12 protein-coding genes are annotated in these 16210 nt (G+C 41.9%); 8 read left to right on the top strand and 4 right to left on the bottom strand.

Going from position 1 to position 16210, the window contains the following annotated elements:
- Positions 1-146: 146 nt before the first annotated feature.
- Together P2W73_RS11275 and P2W73_RS11270 are read right to left on the bottom strand one after the other, a co-directional pair.
- Positions 147-2369: a sodium-translocating pyrophosphatase gene (locus tag P2W73_RS11275; protein ID WP_276502142.1), complete on the bottom strand. Its 2223-nt coding sequence runs from the start codon at positions 2367-2369 to the stop codon at positions 147-149.
- Between the two features lie 168 nt (positions 2370-2537).
- Positions 2538-4193, bottom strand: coding sequence for a c-type cytochrome (locus P2W73_RS11270; protein ID WP_276502141.1), 1656 nt, complete (start codon positions 4191-4193; stop codon positions 2538-2540).
- A gap of 177 nt (positions 4194-4370) precedes the next feature.
- Here P2W73_RS11270 and P2W73_RS11265 point away from each other — a divergent pair, with 177 nt between their 5' ends.
- Positions 4371-5270: a phosphatase PAP2 family protein gene (locus tag P2W73_RS11265; RefSeq protein WP_276502140.1), complete on the top strand. Its 900-nt coding sequence runs from the start codon at positions 4371-4373 to the stop codon at positions 5268-5270.
- On the opposite strand, the gene P2W73_RS11260 is transcribed toward P2W73_RS11265, so the two are convergent.
- Complete coding sequence (locus P2W73_RS11260; RefSeq protein WP_276502139.1) at positions 5263-6771, bottom strand: NAD(P)H-hydrate dehydratase; 1509 nt, start codon at positions 6769-6771, stop codon at positions 5263-5265. The genes P2W73_RS11265 and P2W73_RS11260 overlap by 8 nt on opposite strands.
- Before the next feature lie 237 nt (positions 6772-7008).
- On the bottom strand, positions 7009-8244 hold the full coding sequence (locus P2W73_RS11255) for a serine hydrolase domain-containing protein (protein WP_276502138.1): 1236 nt from the start codon (positions 8242-8244) through the stop codon (positions 7009-7011).
- 105 nt (positions 8245-8349) lie between these two features.
- Between P2W73_RS11255 and serA the strand changes: the two genes are divergently transcribed.
- The 7 genes from serA to nuoC all read left to right on the top strand — a co-directional run bounded on the left by serA (position 8350) and on the right by nuoC (position 16172).
- Positions 8350-9588, top strand: coding sequence for a phosphoglycerate dehydrogenase (gene serA, locus P2W73_RS11250; RefSeq protein WP_276502137.1), 1239 nt, complete (start codon positions 8350-8352; stop codon positions 9586-9588).
- A gap of 7 nt (positions 9589-9595) precedes the next feature.
- On the top strand, positions 9596-10915 hold the full coding sequence (locus P2W73_RS11245; RefSeq protein ID WP_276502136.1) for an AAA family ATPase: 1320 nt from the start codon (positions 9596-9598) through the stop codon (positions 10913-10915).
- A gap of 2 nt (positions 10916-10917) precedes the next feature.
- Positions 10918-12186, top strand: coding sequence for a tetratricopeptide repeat protein (locus P2W73_RS11240; protein WP_276502135.1), 1269 nt, complete (start codon positions 10918-10920; stop codon positions 12184-12186).
- Positions 12187-12465: 279 nt separating this feature from the next.
- Positions 12466-12894 (top strand): CBS domain-containing protein, encoded by a 429-nt coding sequence (locus P2W73_RS11235; protein WP_276502134.1) that lies wholly within the window; start codon positions 12466-12468, stop codon positions 12892-12894.
- Entirely contained in the window at positions 12845-13450 is a 606-nt protein-coding gene (locus P2W73_RS11230; protein WP_276502133.1) for an NADH-quinone oxidoreductase subunit A, read from the top strand. The genes P2W73_RS11235 and P2W73_RS11230 overlap by 50 nt, the downstream gene beginning before the upstream one ends.
- A 148-nt stretch (positions 13451-13598) precedes the next feature.
- Complete coding sequence (gene nuoB, locus P2W73_RS11225; protein ID WP_276502132.1) at positions 13599-14237, top strand: NADH-quinone oxidoreductase subunit NuoB; 639 nt, start codon at positions 13599-13601, stop codon at positions 14235-14237.
- 186 nt (positions 14238-14423) lie between these two features.
- On the top strand, positions 14424-16172 hold the full coding sequence (nuoC, locus tag P2W73_RS11220; RefSeq protein WP_276502131.1) for an NADH-quinone oxidoreductase subunit C/D: 1749 nt from the start codon (positions 14424-14426) through the stop codon (positions 16170-16172).
- The last annotated feature ends 38 nt before the right edge of the window (positions 16173-16210 follow it).

The raw sequence follows: 16210 nt of genomic DNA, 5'->3' as shown, positions 1-16210 counted from the left end.
TGCGGCAGGCTCGTTATCTATTGTAAGCTACAACAATTTTGTGCTTCATTATAAAGCAAGTGTTGTGCGGCAGTTCCTATAAAAAAATAGCCCCCCTGTAGAAACAGCGGGACTATGTGATAATGGTTCTGATTAAGATCTTCTAACTATTTATACTGAACTGCATTTTCTTTTTTGATCATAGCAGTTTCGCTTTCATTTTTTAATTCTACTTTTTTAGCTTCGGCATGTGTTTGATGTGTTCCGCTTATTTGCGACAATGTCGGAGCAATAACCAAAGATACAATAGACATCAATTTAATAAGAATATTCATTGAAGGCCCTGAAGTATCTTTAAATGGATCTCCAACCGTATCACCAGTTACAGAGGCTTTATGCGGCTCTGATTTTTTGTAATACATTTCACCATTTATTTCCACGCCTTTTTCAAATGACTTCTTTGCATTATCCCAGGCACCACCGGCATTGTTTTGAAACATACCCATCAACACCCCGCTTACAGTAGCACCTGCAAGGAAGCCACCTAATGCTTCAGCACCTAAGCCAGGAACAAAACCAATAATAAGAGGAGAGATGATAGCGATAGCACCTGGCAGCATCATTTTTTTAATAGAAGCCTGGGTTGAAATGGCAACGCATTTGTCATATTCAGGTTTACCTGTTCCTTCCATGATACCGGGAATAGTTTTGAACTGGCGTCTTACTTCTTCCACCATCGCCATAGCAGCTTGTCCAACCGCACGAATAGCTAAAGAAGAAAAGATAAATGGAATCATGGCGCCGACAAACAAACAAGCCAATACATTCGCTTTATAAATATCGATGCCCGTAATTCCGGCAACACCAACAAACGCTGCAAACAAAGCCAACGCTGTTAAAGCAGCAGAGGCAATGGCAAAACCTTTACCTGTTGCAGCGGTTGTATTACCTACTGCGTCGAGAACATCGGTTTTTTCACGCACATCAGCAGGCAGTTCACTCATCTCGGCAATGCCACCTGCATTGTCAGCAATAGGTCCAAAGGCATCGATTGCTAATTGCATAGCTGTTGTGGCCATCATACCGGCCGCAGCAATAGCTACACCATATAAACCGGCACACTCATAAGAACCCCAGATACCACCAGCCAAAACCAATATTGGTAAAAAAGTCGATTCCATGCCGATAGCCAAACCTCCGATCACATTCGTTGCATGACCTGTTGATGATTGGCGAATAATGGATAATACGGGACGCTTACCCATGGCAGTATAGTATTCAGTAATGATACTCATCAATGCGCCTACCAAAAGACCCACGCCGATAGCACCCATTACACCCCATTTGGTAAACAAGGTGCCACGCAGTTCCATTGTTTCGGGAAGCAGCCAATAAACAAGGCCAAAGGCTGCAAAAGCTGTTAATATTATCGATCCCCAGTTACCCATGTTCAATGCTTTTTGAACGGTATTGGTATTGATACCGGCAGAGTCACTGATACGAACGAATAATGTACCTATAATAGAAAACAAGATACCGACACCTGCAATCAACATTGGCAACACAACCGGTGAAAAACCGCCTAAGGTATCTTCATCAATAATTCTTGTTTGTTGTCCCAAAACAATTGTAGCTAATACAGTAGCAACATAAGAACCAAAAAGGTCAGCACCCATACCAGCAACATCACCCACATTATCACCTACGTTGTCCGCGATGGTAGCAGGGTTTCTTGGATCATCTTCAGGAATACCGGCTTCCACTTTTCCTACGAGGTCGGCGCCTACGTCAGCGGCTTTTGTATAAATACCACCACCTACACGGGCAAAAAGAGCAATAGACTCTGCACCTAATGAAAAGCCAGTCAATACTTCGATCGTACGGATCATTTCATCCGAGTTGAGCGCCGCATCAGGAGCAAAACAATATTTTAATACGATATATAAACCTCCCAAACCAAATACCGCAAGACCGGCAACACCTACGCCCATTACAGCACCACCCGTAAAAGATACATTCAATGCTTTGCTTAAACTTGTACGGGCAGCCTGGGCCGTACGTACATTAGCCTTCGTGGCAGCTTTCATACCTATATATCCGGCGGTAGCGCTTAATACGGCACCAATCACAAAGGCTATTGCAATCGCCCAATGAGAATGGGGATTAGCAGTTGCCATTACTGCCAGCAAAATGCCAACTATAACTACGAAATAACCTAATACTTTCCATTCAGCTCTTAAAAATGCCATTGCACCTTCAGCAATATAATTGCTGATTTCTTTCATACGGTCTGTTCCCGCATCCTGCTTTTCAACCCACTTAAACTTGGCAAGGGTATACAACAACCCGATAATGCCCATAATGGGAACGAGATAGATCAGTTTGTCCATAAGCGTAGCTTCTTAATAAAAATTTAAAGGAGGGCAAAGATAGGGGTTGGGAGCTTAATTTGGGAATTTGCATTTTGGGAATTTGCTAGCCCTGCAACCTGTTGCAACGCCTTGATTGGGCCTTGGTTGCGACGCCTCATTCAGGGTCCTGTCCGCTATTGATTAAGTTTATTTAGTAGTTGAATCTAAAGCGATGGTGTTTGAAGGCTCGAAGATTAGTTGTCCACAGTCACAATCGCATCCTTTTGGTTTAAGAGTTTCTGTTTTTTTTATTTCCGCATCAATATTCTTTATTTCAATATCGGTTTGTCTTATGGCCCTGGCATTTTTTGAATCTGATACGCCAATATAAAGCCGGCCAAGGCTGATATTCTGAATAGCCGAGCGGAATTGTTCTTTTGTTGCAGCTTTTAAGGATATATCGAATTGTTGTTGTCGTCCTGTTGTAAATTCCTTTAAAGCAAATGCTATGCTTGATTCCGTTTCTGTTACAGCCATTATATATGCTTTGACATTTTGAGGTAATGGCAGCTTACCATTTTTATAAAAGAACGCAAACTCACTTGGGCTTCTTTCCGCCGGCCCGCCTTCTCCGTAAACTTTGGCGGATGGAATAATCAGAAAGACTTTGACCTTTTCATAGTACTCACCAATTATTCTTACAAATAACTCACTTTCCTCTACGCCATTTACATCTTTTAATAATACATCAATATTGAACCAACCGAAACTTTCAATGGTAAATTGGTAGTAAACTGCATCATAATTTTGAGGAGAAACCTTTTCTTCAAAATCAATGGGAAGAGGTGAAGCCATATTTGAAGTATCAGGTATTGTGGAATCAGGTGTTATATCAACGAGAGGGCCATTATCCTTAATAAGACCTTTTCTTTTTTGCTCAGCAATTTGCTTTTCGTATTGAAGGTTGCTGACCCTTTCTTTATAAAGTTTGCAACTGTCAATGCAATCATCCAAAACCACATGGGATGGCATTGGCAAATCCCTCTCATTGCTTTCATTTTGAATATATCTATATACTCCGAAAATATTTTCATATGTTAAGTCGGGAAAAAGAGTAGCGATTGAGCCATACCTTTTCCACATGTTACAATTGTACAATGCCCCATAACTAAAATGATAATACCGCTCTCCTGATTCAATAGTGAAGAATTCGCCGCTATTACTGTGTTTTGAAATGCTAAAATGAAAATTAGGGTAGCCATCTTCGGCATCAATGTAAGGTCTTTTTAGAATGTTGGCAAGATCAGGTCCTGTACCATCCTTACCAATTGAATGGCAGGAGGTGCATTTGGTTTCAAACAAAAATCTCCCTTGTTCAATTTGATTCATTTGCTTGTTTTCCGGTAGAGTTATGGGGTTATTCCAATTAATTTCCCCATCTCCCGCTTGTTCACCCTTAAATAACTGCATGTTATTGGCAAGATAGTTTGTAGGTATGGCAACTTTTATTGCCTGTTTGATGGTCACATTTTGTCCGGCTGCAGCATTTATGTAGATCATACCGCCGCTTGAAAGCGGCTCGCCGTTCGATTGTGTAGTAAGTCCTGCCTGAATCATTTGCTGAATTGAATAGGCTTCCCTTATTTCCAGTGTTACAGTATTTCCTTCATTAGTAGCTAACGAACCTTTTGGAATTTTAAAAAGTGCTCCATTCTTTGTTACAAGCGTCGTGTCCCTATCTATATTGATGACATATTCATCAGCAATCATATCATCCGGTTTCGAAAGAAAATTTGTTTTTCTATCAGTATTGCAGCTAGTAATTAAGGTTAAAAAGGTAAGGAAGGTGATAATGTATTTCATAAATAGTTTTAGGAAAGAGAGTCTTTGTTTACAATTTTACACAAAAATTGAATCTGTAGATAGCTTTTCATGAGGAACTAGTTCCCCATCAAGATTTATTTCTTACTCAAAAACAGTTGTTTAAATCATGTTTTCTGCTTAAAATTTCGGTGGCACATAGCTTGTGCTTTCAATAGTATGCGGACGTGTATTATAATCTCAGTACTCTTAGGACTCCACCTATCAGGAATCAGCCAGGAGACAGACAGTAGTCAAATTGTAGCAGATAGTATAACGGTGTCGGTAGATAACACACAGCCAGTCGTGGCTATACCAGTTGCCAGACAAAGTCCCGTCTATAAATTAAGAGCCGGCTCTGATATTCCCATAACAGCAGTCGGTACCGGATGGAGCTTATATGCCTTTGGCCAGATTTACAGCAAGGATAAGTCGACTGAAGAAAAAATACTAAGTCTTGACAAGAGCAATATCCCTTCTTTCGACAGGCATGGAGCAAGTGTATACCACGACAAGGCCAATGATGTGGGAAACATGATATTTTATGGTTCCATGCCACTACCGGTAATATTGATGTTTGACAAAAAGATTCGCAAAGACGCTTTTAAGATTGCTACGCTGTATCTTGAATCAATGGCTGTAACCGGGTTGTTATATACGGGTTCCGTTTATTTAACCGACCGGTACAGGCCTTATGCTTATAACCCGAATGTGGATATGGCCACAAGAATGAGAGGCGGCGCTAAGAATTCATTTTTTGCCGGGCATGTAGCCCTTGTTGGAACCTCCACTTTCTTTATTGCAAAAGTTCTGAACGATTATCATCCTGAGTCAAACGTAAAATGGTTGCCATTTACACTCGCAGGAATCACAACTGGTACTACCGCTTATTTACGCTATAGAGGAGGGCAGCATTTTCTTTCTGATATTTTAATTGGTACTGCAGTTGGTACGCTTTCAGGCATTTTAGTTCCGCATGTACACAAGAATAAAGACCTTGCGGAAAGGAGGTTGTCGTTTACCGCATCTTACCTGGGAAACACTCCACAATTTGGCTTTACATATAAACTTACTAAATAGAGAGCTGGAGGAAAGCTTCCGGTATTTGTTCAATAATATCGCCGGCGATCATTGCTTCCATCGAATACATTTCGGCAGCCATATCGCCGGTCAGGCCATGCAGGTAAACACCGAGTATTGCTGCTTGTTCGGCAGTATATCCCTGGGCCAGTAAACCGGTAAGTATTCCTGTGAGCACATCGCCACTGCCGCCGGTTGCCATGCCTGCATTTCCCGTGGTATTAAAAAAAGTCTTGTCGCCAGGTGTTGCAATGAGTGTATGATGACCTTTTAAAACAATTATCACTTTAAGTTCTTTGGCTTTTTGGATAGCCAGTTCTATTCTTTCAAATTCATCGGCAGTTTCTCCAAATAAACGTTCAAATTCTTTTGGATGGGGTGTTAATATCGAACCAGCAGGAAGAAGATGTAGCAGTTCTCTATCAGCCGCCAGGTTGTTGAGGGCATCTGCATCCAGCACCACCGGTTTTTTGTAAGCGGATAAAAATTCTTTCAGCATGTTTCTGGTTTCCGATGCGGTACCGATACCCGGGCCTATTCCTATTGCCTTGTATTTTGACAGATCGTCTTCCAGCTTTGTAATAAACGAAGAATTGAAATCCGTCATGACCATTGCTTCCGGCAATGCCGTTTGTATAATATCATAGCCACATGTAGGAATATGACAGGATAGTAGCCCAACACCGCTACGCAGGCAGGCTTTTGAAGATAGAACTGCTGCACCCATTTTACCATAACTGCCCGCTATCATCAATGCATGACCAAAGTTTCCTTTGTGGCTAAAACGATTTCTTTTTTTATAAATCGACCGTACATTGTTATCATCAATGGTTTCCTGTGTAGAAGATGTCGATTGATAGAAACCGGTATGTAAACCGATATCCAGTATATGCACGTCGCCAATAAATTCACTATTCTCGGCTACGAGAAATGCTTTTTTATAACATTGAAAGCTTAAAGTAAGGTCAGCTTTGATTATTATTTGCCCCCTGGATGAACGATCGGTAAATAAGCCGCTTGGGATATCGATTGCAATAATTTTACAACCTGACTGGTTGATGTGATCGACGAGCTTTGCTGTGACCCCTTCCAGACCCCGGTTTAAGCCAGAACCAAATAAGGCATCAATAATAATTTCATCAGGATTAATGGGATGAAATTGTTCTTCTGTTTGAATAAACCGGATTTCGACTTCAGGCTGTTGATGAAGCCTCGCCAGGTTGATTTGAAAGTCGTCTGTTCCTTTATGACCAAACTCGAGAATGTAAACGGTAACGGGACATTGCATCGCGGCCAGCAGGCGGGCGATAGCTAATCCATCGCCACCGTTATTGCCTTTGCCACAAAAAATATGAACCGGTTTACCAACAAAGTCATTTCGCTCCAGCCAATCTACACATTTTGTAGCGGCTCTCTCCATCAGGTCAACGGAAGACACAGGTTCATTTTCGATTGTGTATTGATCCCATTGGCGTATTTGTTCTGCCGAAAATAGTTTCATCCGTTTATTTTTTATTGTTTTTGGACCGGATGTCTGTCCCGATTTTTGTCGGGAGAACGCCAAAAGCATTCACTATGTTTTCAAAAATCTTACATGGCGTTTCATGTATCCCGTTTTACAGGATGAATGACACATGTAATTGCTTAAATTTTTTTCGTTAAAATTAATTTACGAAAATACTTTATGGCGCCTTTAAGCGCTTTAAAGGTGAGAAACTATTTTCAAAAAAACAGGTGATTATTTTGCAGCGTGTTTAGCGATGGCCGCCGATTTACCGGGGGATCCTAAGTTGTCGTCATTTTCTGAATCATATTCCTCCTTATCATATTTTTGGTCGTAGTTCCCAAAAATATCATAGGCCTTGTTGGCTACACGGTAAATATTACTGTTGTATTTATTGCCGAGAATAATAATGGTTACTCTTTCGTCGGTTAACCTGGCGAAGGCGGCATTGAAACCATGCCAGCGGCCAAAATGATAGATCACCTTTTTGCCATTACGAAAATTCAGCATTCTCCAGCCCAGGCCATAATTGTGAACCGAGGGTCTTTCATTACTGTTTGGCTGGAAGGCGGAATCCAATAATGCTTTGCTTAAAAATTGTTCGGTATATAGTGCCTGGTCCCATTTCAACAAATCCTGTGGTGTTGAATAAATATTTTTATCCCCATAGGTAGCTTCCATCATATCATTTTGCCAAACGCCACCATAGTGATTAAAAGAATGAACGGCTTTCGCTGTATCCGCCATTGAAAAAACGTAAGTGTTAGTCATTTGCAGCGGCGTAAATATCTTCTCCTTCATAAATGCTGAAAAAGTTTGGCCCGATATCTTTTCAATGATTAATGCCAGCAAGACAAAATTGGTATTGCTGTAGCTGAAACGACGATTAGGGGTAAAGCTGCGGGCAGGTTTTTTATCGTACAGATAAGCTAAGACATCATTATTAGTCACATATTTATCCTTGTACTCTTTCACATTTGCCAAAAAATAAACATAGTTGGGCATTCCGCTGCGATGGTTCAGCAACATTCTTACAGTAACTCCGGGATAGGGGAGATCAGGGAAGAATTTTTGAATAGAATCGTCTAACGAAAGTTTGTTCTCCTGCACCAATTTTAACACAGCCATTGCTGTAAGTGTTTTTCCGGTGGAGGCGATATGCAAGGGGGTGTTGCTGGTCAGTGAATCTCTTTTACGGAGGTCTGCAAAACCGGCATATTTTTCATAAATAACCGCCCCGTCTTTGGCCACCAATATACTTCCGTTAAACCCACGTTTCAGTAAGTGCGACTCAAAAAAAGCCGATAACTCACGTTGATACTGGCGAAATTCCTGCTGACTTAATCTCTTGGGGGTAGGGGGATAGTATTGCAGAGAATCTTCCTCCAACGCAGCGATGTTTTTAGAAGATGCATCGTTACAACCATAGATAACTACCAACAGGCCAAGAATGTAAAAAATGGTTTTCAATAGAGATCAGTTTAAACGAAATTATCTTATGCAGAAATGAGGCCAAACCCCAAGTTTTCCACATGCGCTAATTTATCTTAATAACGTGATAGTTATATTTGCAGTATGTCAATAAAAGAAAAAACTAGCTATCCAAAAGAAAAAATACGCATACTCTTCCTGGAAAACATCAGTGATCTCGCCGTAAAAAACTTTAAACAACAGGGTTATACGCAGGTAGAAAAGATTACCAAAGCGCTGACCGAAGAAGAATTAATCAAAGAAGTAAGTGATGTTCATATTCTTGGCATTCGATCCAAGACCCAAATCACTCCCAAAGTACTGGAAGCCGCTAAAAAGCTACAGGCAATCGGCTGCTTTTGTATAGGGGTAAACCAGGTAAACCTGAAAGCTGCCACCAAACAGGGGGTAGTAGTGTTTAATGCTCCCTATTCCAACACAAGATCGGTGGCCGAACTGGTCATCGGTTTATCTATCATGCTCATCCGCCGTATTCCCGATAAAAACAAAGCTGCGCATGAAGGCATCTGGATGAAAGATGCAAAAGGCAGTTATGAATTGCGGGGAAAAACCTTAGGCATCATTGGTTATGGTAATATCGGCAGCCAGGTGAGCGTACTGGCTGAGGCATTGGGTATGAAGGTTATTTTTTACGATGTGGAAACCAAGCTGCCATTGGGCAACGCTACCGATGGAAAAACATTGAAAGATGTATTGTCAAAATCAGATGTAGTGACCCTGCATGTGCCTGAAACCAGCCAGACAAAAAACCTGATCAATAAAACAAACCTGAAATACTTCAAAAAAGGCTCGATACTTATCAACTACGCAAGAGGTGAAGTAGTTGACCTTGATGCTTTGCGAAAATCAATTGAAGAAGGAGCGATCAGTGGCGCTGCCATCGATGTTTTTCCCTGGGAGCCTGAAAAAAATGGTGATCGTTTTCAAACGCCGCTGCAGGATCTTCCCAACGTCATCCTGACACCCCATATTGGTGGTTCTACCGAAGAGGCACAACAGAATATCGGCGAGGATGTGAGCATCAAACTATTTAATTATCTCGAAAAGGGTATCACTTTTGGCTCGCATACAGTGCCTGCACTGGCCTTACCACCGCAGGAAGGCTCGCACAGGATATTGCATATACATAATAATGTACCCGGCGTTTTATCAGCTATCAATACCCAACTATCCAAACATAATATCAATATCGTTGGTCAATACTTAAAAACCAATGAGGATATTGGCTACGTGGTATTGGATGTCGATAAACAACTTTCTAATAAGGCCCTCCAACTTTTAAAAGAAGTAAAGGAGACAATCAAGGTAAGAATGCTGTATTAGTCCGTCTATGACAAACGAGATCATAAAAAATTTACTGGAGGCCCTGGCTGTATCGCCCGAGAATGTGCCGTTGCGTATTCATATTGCAGAGTTGATGCTGGCAGAAAATATGTATGAAGAGGCCGGTGAACAATTCAGGGAGGTTCTTAATAGAAGCTACGGAAATACAAAGGCCCAGTTGGGATTGGCGAGTTGCTATTTTCATACAAAAAAATATTCTGCAGCTATCATTATTTATGAGCAGTTGCAGCATCAACTTCCACCAACCGACCAGATTTATTTTATAAAATGCCTGGTCAGGGAAAACTCCCTTCAGCAAGCTGTTGAACTATACCAGCGGGTGATTGCAGTCAATCCTGAATTCAAAGACGAGGAAATTGATTCGCTTCTGCGAATGCCAACTATGCAGCATGCGGGTAATGGCGATTGGGAGGACGAAAGTGATGACAGCAATGCTTATTTCATGGAAAAACCCAAAACAAAATTTGCCGATGTTGGCGGCATGCAGCGGGTGAAGGAAGAAATTTCCATGAAGATCATTCAGCCAATGAAAAACCCTGATCTGTACAAGGCATTTGGAAAAAAGATCGGCGGCGGTATTTTAATGTATGGTCCGCCGGGTTGTGGCAAGACTTATATTGCCAAAGCAACGGCCGGCGAAATAAATGCAAAGTTTATTAATATAGGTCTGCATGATATCCTTGACATGTGGATCGGTAATAGTGAAAAAAATCTTCACGAAATTTTTGAAACGGCCCGGCGCAATGCTCCTTGTGTATTGTTTTTTGATGAGGTAGACGCCATGGGCGCCAGTCGCAGCGACCTGAAGCAATCAGCCATGCGACATGTCATCAACCAGTTTCTGGCGGAAATGGATGGCGTAGAGTCAGACAACGAAGGCGTATTGATATTGGCTGCTACCAACGCACCCTGGAGCGTCGATCCGGCCTTCAGAAGGCCAGGTCGTTTTGATCGTATCATATTTGTAGAACCACCCGATACGGCAGCAAAAGAAGAAATCCTTAACTCGTTGTTACAAGGAAAGCCTGTTGGCGAGGTTGATATAAAAAAAGTAGCACAGGCCGCCACTGATTATTCCGGTGCCGATTTGAAAGCACTGCTGGACATTGCGATAGAGGAAAAACTCCGGGAGTCCATGTCAAAAGGATCAATACAGCCGCTTGGTACAAAAGACTTATTGAAAGCATTAAAGCAACATCGTTCTACGGTGACGGAATGGTTTGGCTCTGCCCGTAATTATGCATTGTATGCAAATGAATCCGGGTTGTATGATGATATTCTGAGGTATTTAAAAATCAGGAAGTAAATATGGTGGATGTAAGTATACTGCTTGATCGTGCCGATCTTTTATTGCAGCAAGACCGTCATCGTGATGCGGAAGCAAGCATCAAACAGGCATTGGAACAGGAGCCGGAAAATGATTATGCTTTATCCTTGCTGGCCCGTTGCTATTTTGATCAGAAAAAAATTGAAGAAGGGATTGAGGTAATACTACGTGCCATTGCGTTGGATCCGGATAACAGCTTTTATTTCTATCTGCTGGCTTTTGGATATTATCAAAGCAATAAGTCCTTTGCTGCCATTGATAATTTAAACAAAGCGGTTCAGTTAAATCCATGGGTCGCTGAATACTATGGTTTGCTGGCTTATGTATTAATTGATGAAAGAGAATTTCAAAAAGCACTCGATAAGGCGAATGAAGGCTTAGCTATCGACGCCGAAAATATTACCAGCCTGCAAGCCAGGTCACGAGCATTAAATAAGCTCAACCGGACCGATGATGCGATTGAAACCATGCAGAATGCACTGGCGCAGGATCCGGATAATGAATCAACGCATGCCACCGTTGGCTGGAATTACCTGGAAAAAGGCCGGCACCAGGAAGCTGGCAAACATTTTCGTGAAGCCCTGCGACTGGACCCTAATCACGCCTCATCCAAACAGGGATTAAAAGAAGCGTTGAAATCGAAACTTCCACCTTACCGCTGGTTACTACAGTATAGTTTTTGGGTGCATAACAAAGGCAAAAACCTGCAGACCATTTTGCCGGTTGCATTATATATTGTTTTTCGGGTATTGATCAGCCTGACAAAAGGAAATGAAAGCACGGCGGGCCTGGCATGGATATTATTGGCTGTTTACCTGCTGTTTGTCGTTACGTCATGGACAATTAATTCTATTGCCAACTTTATGTTGCTCTTTCATCCGGATGGAAAATATGCAGTAACCATCACCGAACGCTGGTCATCTATCGCAGTAGTAACAGCTATGATAACAGGGCTTGCCATACTGGTCCTTTCACAGGCAAGTGGAATAGTGATGGGTACCGTGTATGCAGACAATTTTTTTTATGCCGGTTTGCTTTGTTTATCACTTGCATTGCCATTGAGTGAAATGGAATTCCCGGTGCAGGTTAAGAATGGCAGGGGATGGAGAGAATGGTTTACTTTGGCACTTGTTGCATTTGGTTTGTTCACTTTACTATTATTTATCGCATCACCAGTCATTTCATATGGATGCTTCGTCGCTTATGGAATAGCTTTTATTATTTATAACTGGACGGGGCTGGGGAAATAATTTTCAGGGTGTGCTGAGCAGCTGTTTGTACAATTCCATTTTATTACTTGTGGTTAAAGCTTGCGACTCATGGTCAGGGACTTTTAAAGTTCGGGCAAAACTTCAATGAATGAACGGATGGATAATATTCACTACAAAACCGATACACCACACTTATTCGTCACAGGTTAATACAATGTTATTTGCGCAGGTATAAAAAATAGTAGTAAGGCCGGAAATATTTTCCTTTTTGTTTTACTAAAATTAACTTAACTTAATAGTGTTCTAAAGCCATATGATATGGGTACTGTAAGAAATATTCTGCAAACCAAGGGTAATGCAGTCTATACTGTCAGCCCTGAAAGTTCTGTGTACGAAGCACTGGAGGAACTTGAAAATAACAACCTGGGTTCCCTGGTTGTAGTTGATAACGGAAAGCTAATCGGCATTTTTACCGAACGTGACTATGCCCGCAAAATCATTCTCAAAGGACGCTCCTCCAGAGAAACACATGTAAAGGACATCATGACTGAACGCCCCTTGTTTGTAAGTCCTGATACCAGCATTGATGCATGCATGCAATTAATGAGCAGCAAATTTGTTCGACATTTACCCGTAATCGATAATGATCAACTGGTTGGTGTTATATCCATTGGTGATGTAGTAAAATATATTATCAATGAAAAGGATTTCATTATTGAAAACCTGGAGCATTACATCGTCAGTTAAGCGGGATTATAGCAAGCTGCTTGTACACTTCGTTATAGTTAGTAGTTATTGCATGTTTCACAACATGGCCCAAATGTTGTGGAAAGTGACAGGTTGTACCTGTGTATTTGTCAATAATGAAAAGTATTTTATGATGCCGGGAAACAATATTCTTAGTATTCCCTTATGGCCTTTGCTGCTGTATGCAGCGTTGGTCGGAGTGCTGCTTACAGTCATTCTTTCACTGTCATATATATTGGGTCAGCATCACAAGGACAGAGCCACCGATGAACCTTATGAAGGAGGCATTTTACAGGCCGGTTCTGCAAGGTTGAGATTCTCCGCTCAATTTTATCTTGTCGCCATGTTATTTGTGATTTTCGATGTAGAAACAGTATTTATTATGCTGTGGGCACTCGGCTTTTATGAATTAGGATGGCCGGGTTATATCGGCGCTGCCATTTTCATCGGGCAACTGGTTGTGGTTTTAATATATGAGTGGGGTATAGGAGCATTGGATGTTGGGCCAAATGCAAAAAAAATACTGAAAGCCTATAAAAAGAAAATAATGAAGTAGTATATGCAAACAGGCAAATGTGAAAATATGCGAATTAATCTTATCTAAGGCGACTATTGGTATTCAACAATTATTAACCATTTGCCATTGTTGATGGTTAATATTTGACATTTATAAATTAAAAAATTCCCCTTTAGGGGATAGGGGTATGAAATGGTGGCTTAGCAAACCAGGCGATTCTGCCGGAAATATAAAAGGCACAGGCAGCATGGAAGATGCAGTCAGCAAAAGTATTATGCTTACATCGATGCAGAGTCTGCTGGCATGGGGCCGCAGAAATTCTATGTGGCCTTTTCATTTTGGGTTAAGCTGCTGCTTTGTAGAAATGGCCACCAGCATTACGAGTAAATATGATGTGGCCCGCTTTGGTGCGGAAGTGATAAGAGGAACACCGAGAGAAGCCGATGTAATGGTAATTGCCGGAACGGTGTTTATAAAAATGGTTCCGGTCATTAAACGACTTCATGAGCAAATGATGGAACCACGCTGGGTGATCTCCATGGGCAGTTGCGCAAACAGCGGTGGCATGTATGATATATATAGCGTAGTGCAGGGAGTTGACAAGTTTTTACCAGTAGATGTATACGTACCCGGTTGCCCGCCCCGGCCTGATGCCTTTATGCAAGGGCTCGTGTTATTAAGTGAGTCAGTGGGAAAAGAAAAACGTCCCCTGAGCTGGGTTATCGGTGAGCAGGGTGTTATCAAACCACAACTCACGTCAATGAAAGATCGTAAAAGAGATGAGAGGATGGGTATGGTGGATTTCAGACCGGTGGATGAAATTTAGATATATTGATGATGCAATATATAGTGTTGGTATGCTAAGAGGGGAATATAAAAATTAAAACGGTTCTAAAAACTCAACGATTATGATCGAAGTCTGAATGACTTAATAGTAAGTAATCACATCCGTAGTTTTTATTAACTATGGGCCATTCAAGATTGGCGACCCGGGCTTTACGATACTCAAGATATGCAGGATGCTACCAACATATTATTACAGCACTTGCAACAGCGCTTCGGTGCTGAAACATTTTCCCAGCAGCAAACTGTTGATGGAATTCCGACATTTTGGATCCCCGAGGACAAATTGGTAGCCATTATCCGGCATCTTAAAACAGGCATTGATCAGCCTTTTATTTCACTCTATGATATTTGTGGTATTGATGAACGTGACAAAGCAAAAAAAGAAGAACCTGCCAAAGATTTTACCGTTGTTTATCACCTGCTGTCATTTGAACGCAATCTTTTCATTCGCCTCAAAGTTGCACTGCAGGGCGAGTATCCATCGTTATCCTCCGTTACTTCAATTTTTAAAAATGCCAACTGGTACGAACGTGAAGTGTATGACATGTTTGGTATTCGCTTTGAAGGTCATCCGCATTTGCAGCGAATCCTGATGCCAATTACATGGAAGGGACATCCGCTTCGAAAAGAACATCCGGCAAGAGCTACAGAAATGGGGCCTTTTCAATTGTGGGATGAAAAGCAGGACCGGGAGCAGGAAGCATTACAGTTTAAACCTGAAGAATGGGGCATGGAGCGCCAAACAGAGGATACTGACTTTATGTTCCTGAACATTGGCCCGCAACACCCCGGCACTCATGGCGTGCTTCGCATCATACTTCAATTAGATGGTGAAGACATTGTGGATGCTGTGCCCGAGATCGGGTTTCATCACCGCGGTGCAGAAAAGATGGGAGAACGGCAAAGCTGGCATACGTATATTCCTTATACTGACCGGGTAGATTATCTGGGCGGCGTAATGAACAATCTCGCCTATTTATTGGCGGTAGAGAAATTGGCTGGCATTGAAGTGCCGGATAGAGTGAAAGTGATTCGTGTCATGTTATGTGAATTATTCCGCATCAACAGCCACCTTGTTTGGTTTGGCACCTTTGCACAGGACCTGGGACAACTATCTCCCGTGTTTTACATGTTCACTGATCGTGAAAAGGTATTCGATATCATTGAAGCTATCTGTGGTGGACGCATGCATCCCAACTGGTTTCGCATTGGCGGTGTAGCGCAGGATCTGCCAAAAGGCTGGGATAAGCTTGTGCGGGATTTTGTACAATATTTCCCTGGGCAACTCCGCGAATACAATAATATGGTAATGCGCAACAGTCTCTTCAAAGCCCGTACAAAAGGTATTGGTATTTATACTTTGGAAGAGGCATTTGAATGGGGCGTCACCGGTCCTGGCTTGCGGGCCTGTGGCTTTGATTGGGACTTCCGCAAAAAGCAACCATACTCCGGTTATGAAATGTTTGACTTCGCAATTCCTACTGCACAAAACGGCGATTGCTTCGACCGTGCCGTTGTGAGAGTAGAAGAAATGCGGCAAAGCCTTCGTATTGTAGAACAATGTCTCAATAATATGCCGGAAGGAAATTATAAAGCTGATCATCCGCTCACGACACCACCACTTAAAAAATACACGATGCAGGATATAGAAACACTGATCACACATTTTCTCAATGTGAGTTGGGGACCGGTGATACCAACTGGTGAAGCGATGAGTTGCATTGAAGCTACCAAAGGAGCCAATAGTTATTACTTAATTAGTGATGGAAACACGGCTGCATACCGGGTTCGCATCCGTGCCCCATCGTTCCCGCACATGCAGATGGTACCGTATATCAGCAAAGGATACACCGTAGCTGATCTGTTAGCGATATTGGGTAGTGTGGATTATGTATTGGCGGATATTGATCGTTAATGTGCTGATGTGCAAATGTTCGGATTTGCGAATTAAGA

The organism is Terrimonas pollutisoli, from assembly GCF_029360765.1.
Taxonomy (GTDB): domain Bacteria; phylum Bacteroidota; class Bacteroidia; order Chitinophagales; family Chitinophagaceae; genus Terrimonas_B; species Terrimonas_B pollutisoli.
Note: the sequence above shows the minus strand (reverse complement) of the source record. Positions and strands in the feature narration are given on the sequence as shown.

Excerpts from the sequence above, each read along its gene's own strand:
- P2W73_RS11245 (WP_276502136.1), top strand. The coding sequence starts at position 9,596 with ATGACAAACGAGATCATAAAAAATTTACTGGAGGCCCTGGCTGTATCG.
- P2W73_RS11270 (WP_276502141.1), bottom strand. The coding sequence starts at position 4,193 with ATGAAATACATTATCACCTTCCTTACCTTTTTAACCTTAATTACTAGC.
- nuoB (WP_276502132.1), top strand. The coding sequence starts at position 13,599 with ATGAAATGGTGGCTTAGCAAACCAGGCGATTCTGCCGGAAATATAAAA.
- serA (WP_276502137.1), top strand. The coding sequence starts at position 8,350 with ATGTCAATAAAAGAAAAAACTAGCTATCCAAAAGAAAAAATACGCATA.
- P2W73_RS11230 (WP_276502133.1), top strand. The coding sequence starts at position 12,845 with ATGAAAAGGATTTCATTATTGAAAACCTGGAGCATTACATCGTCAGTT.
- P2W73_RS11240 (WP_276502135.1), top strand. The coding sequence starts at position 10,918 with ATGGTGGATGTAAGTATACTGCTTGATCGTGCCGATCTTTTATTGCAG.
- P2W73_RS11265 (WP_276502140.1), top strand. The coding sequence starts at position 4,371 with ATGCGGACGTGTATTATAATCTCAGTACTCTTAGGACTCCACCTATCA.
- P2W73_RS11235 (WP_276502134.1), top strand. The coding sequence starts at position 12,466 with ATGGGTACTGTAAGAAATATTCTGCAAACCAAGGGTAATGCAGTCTAT.
- P2W73_RS11260 (WP_276502139.1), bottom strand. The coding sequence starts at position 6,771 with ATGAAACTATTTTCGGCAGAACAAATACGCCAATGGGATCAATACACA.
- P2W73_RS11275 (WP_276502142.1), bottom strand. The coding sequence starts at position 2,369 with ATGGACAAACTGATCTATCTCGTTCCCATTATGGGCATTATCGGGTTG.
- nuoC (WP_276502131.1), top strand. The coding sequence starts at position 14,424 with ATGCAGGATGCTACCAACATATTATTACAGCACTTGCAACAGCGCTTC.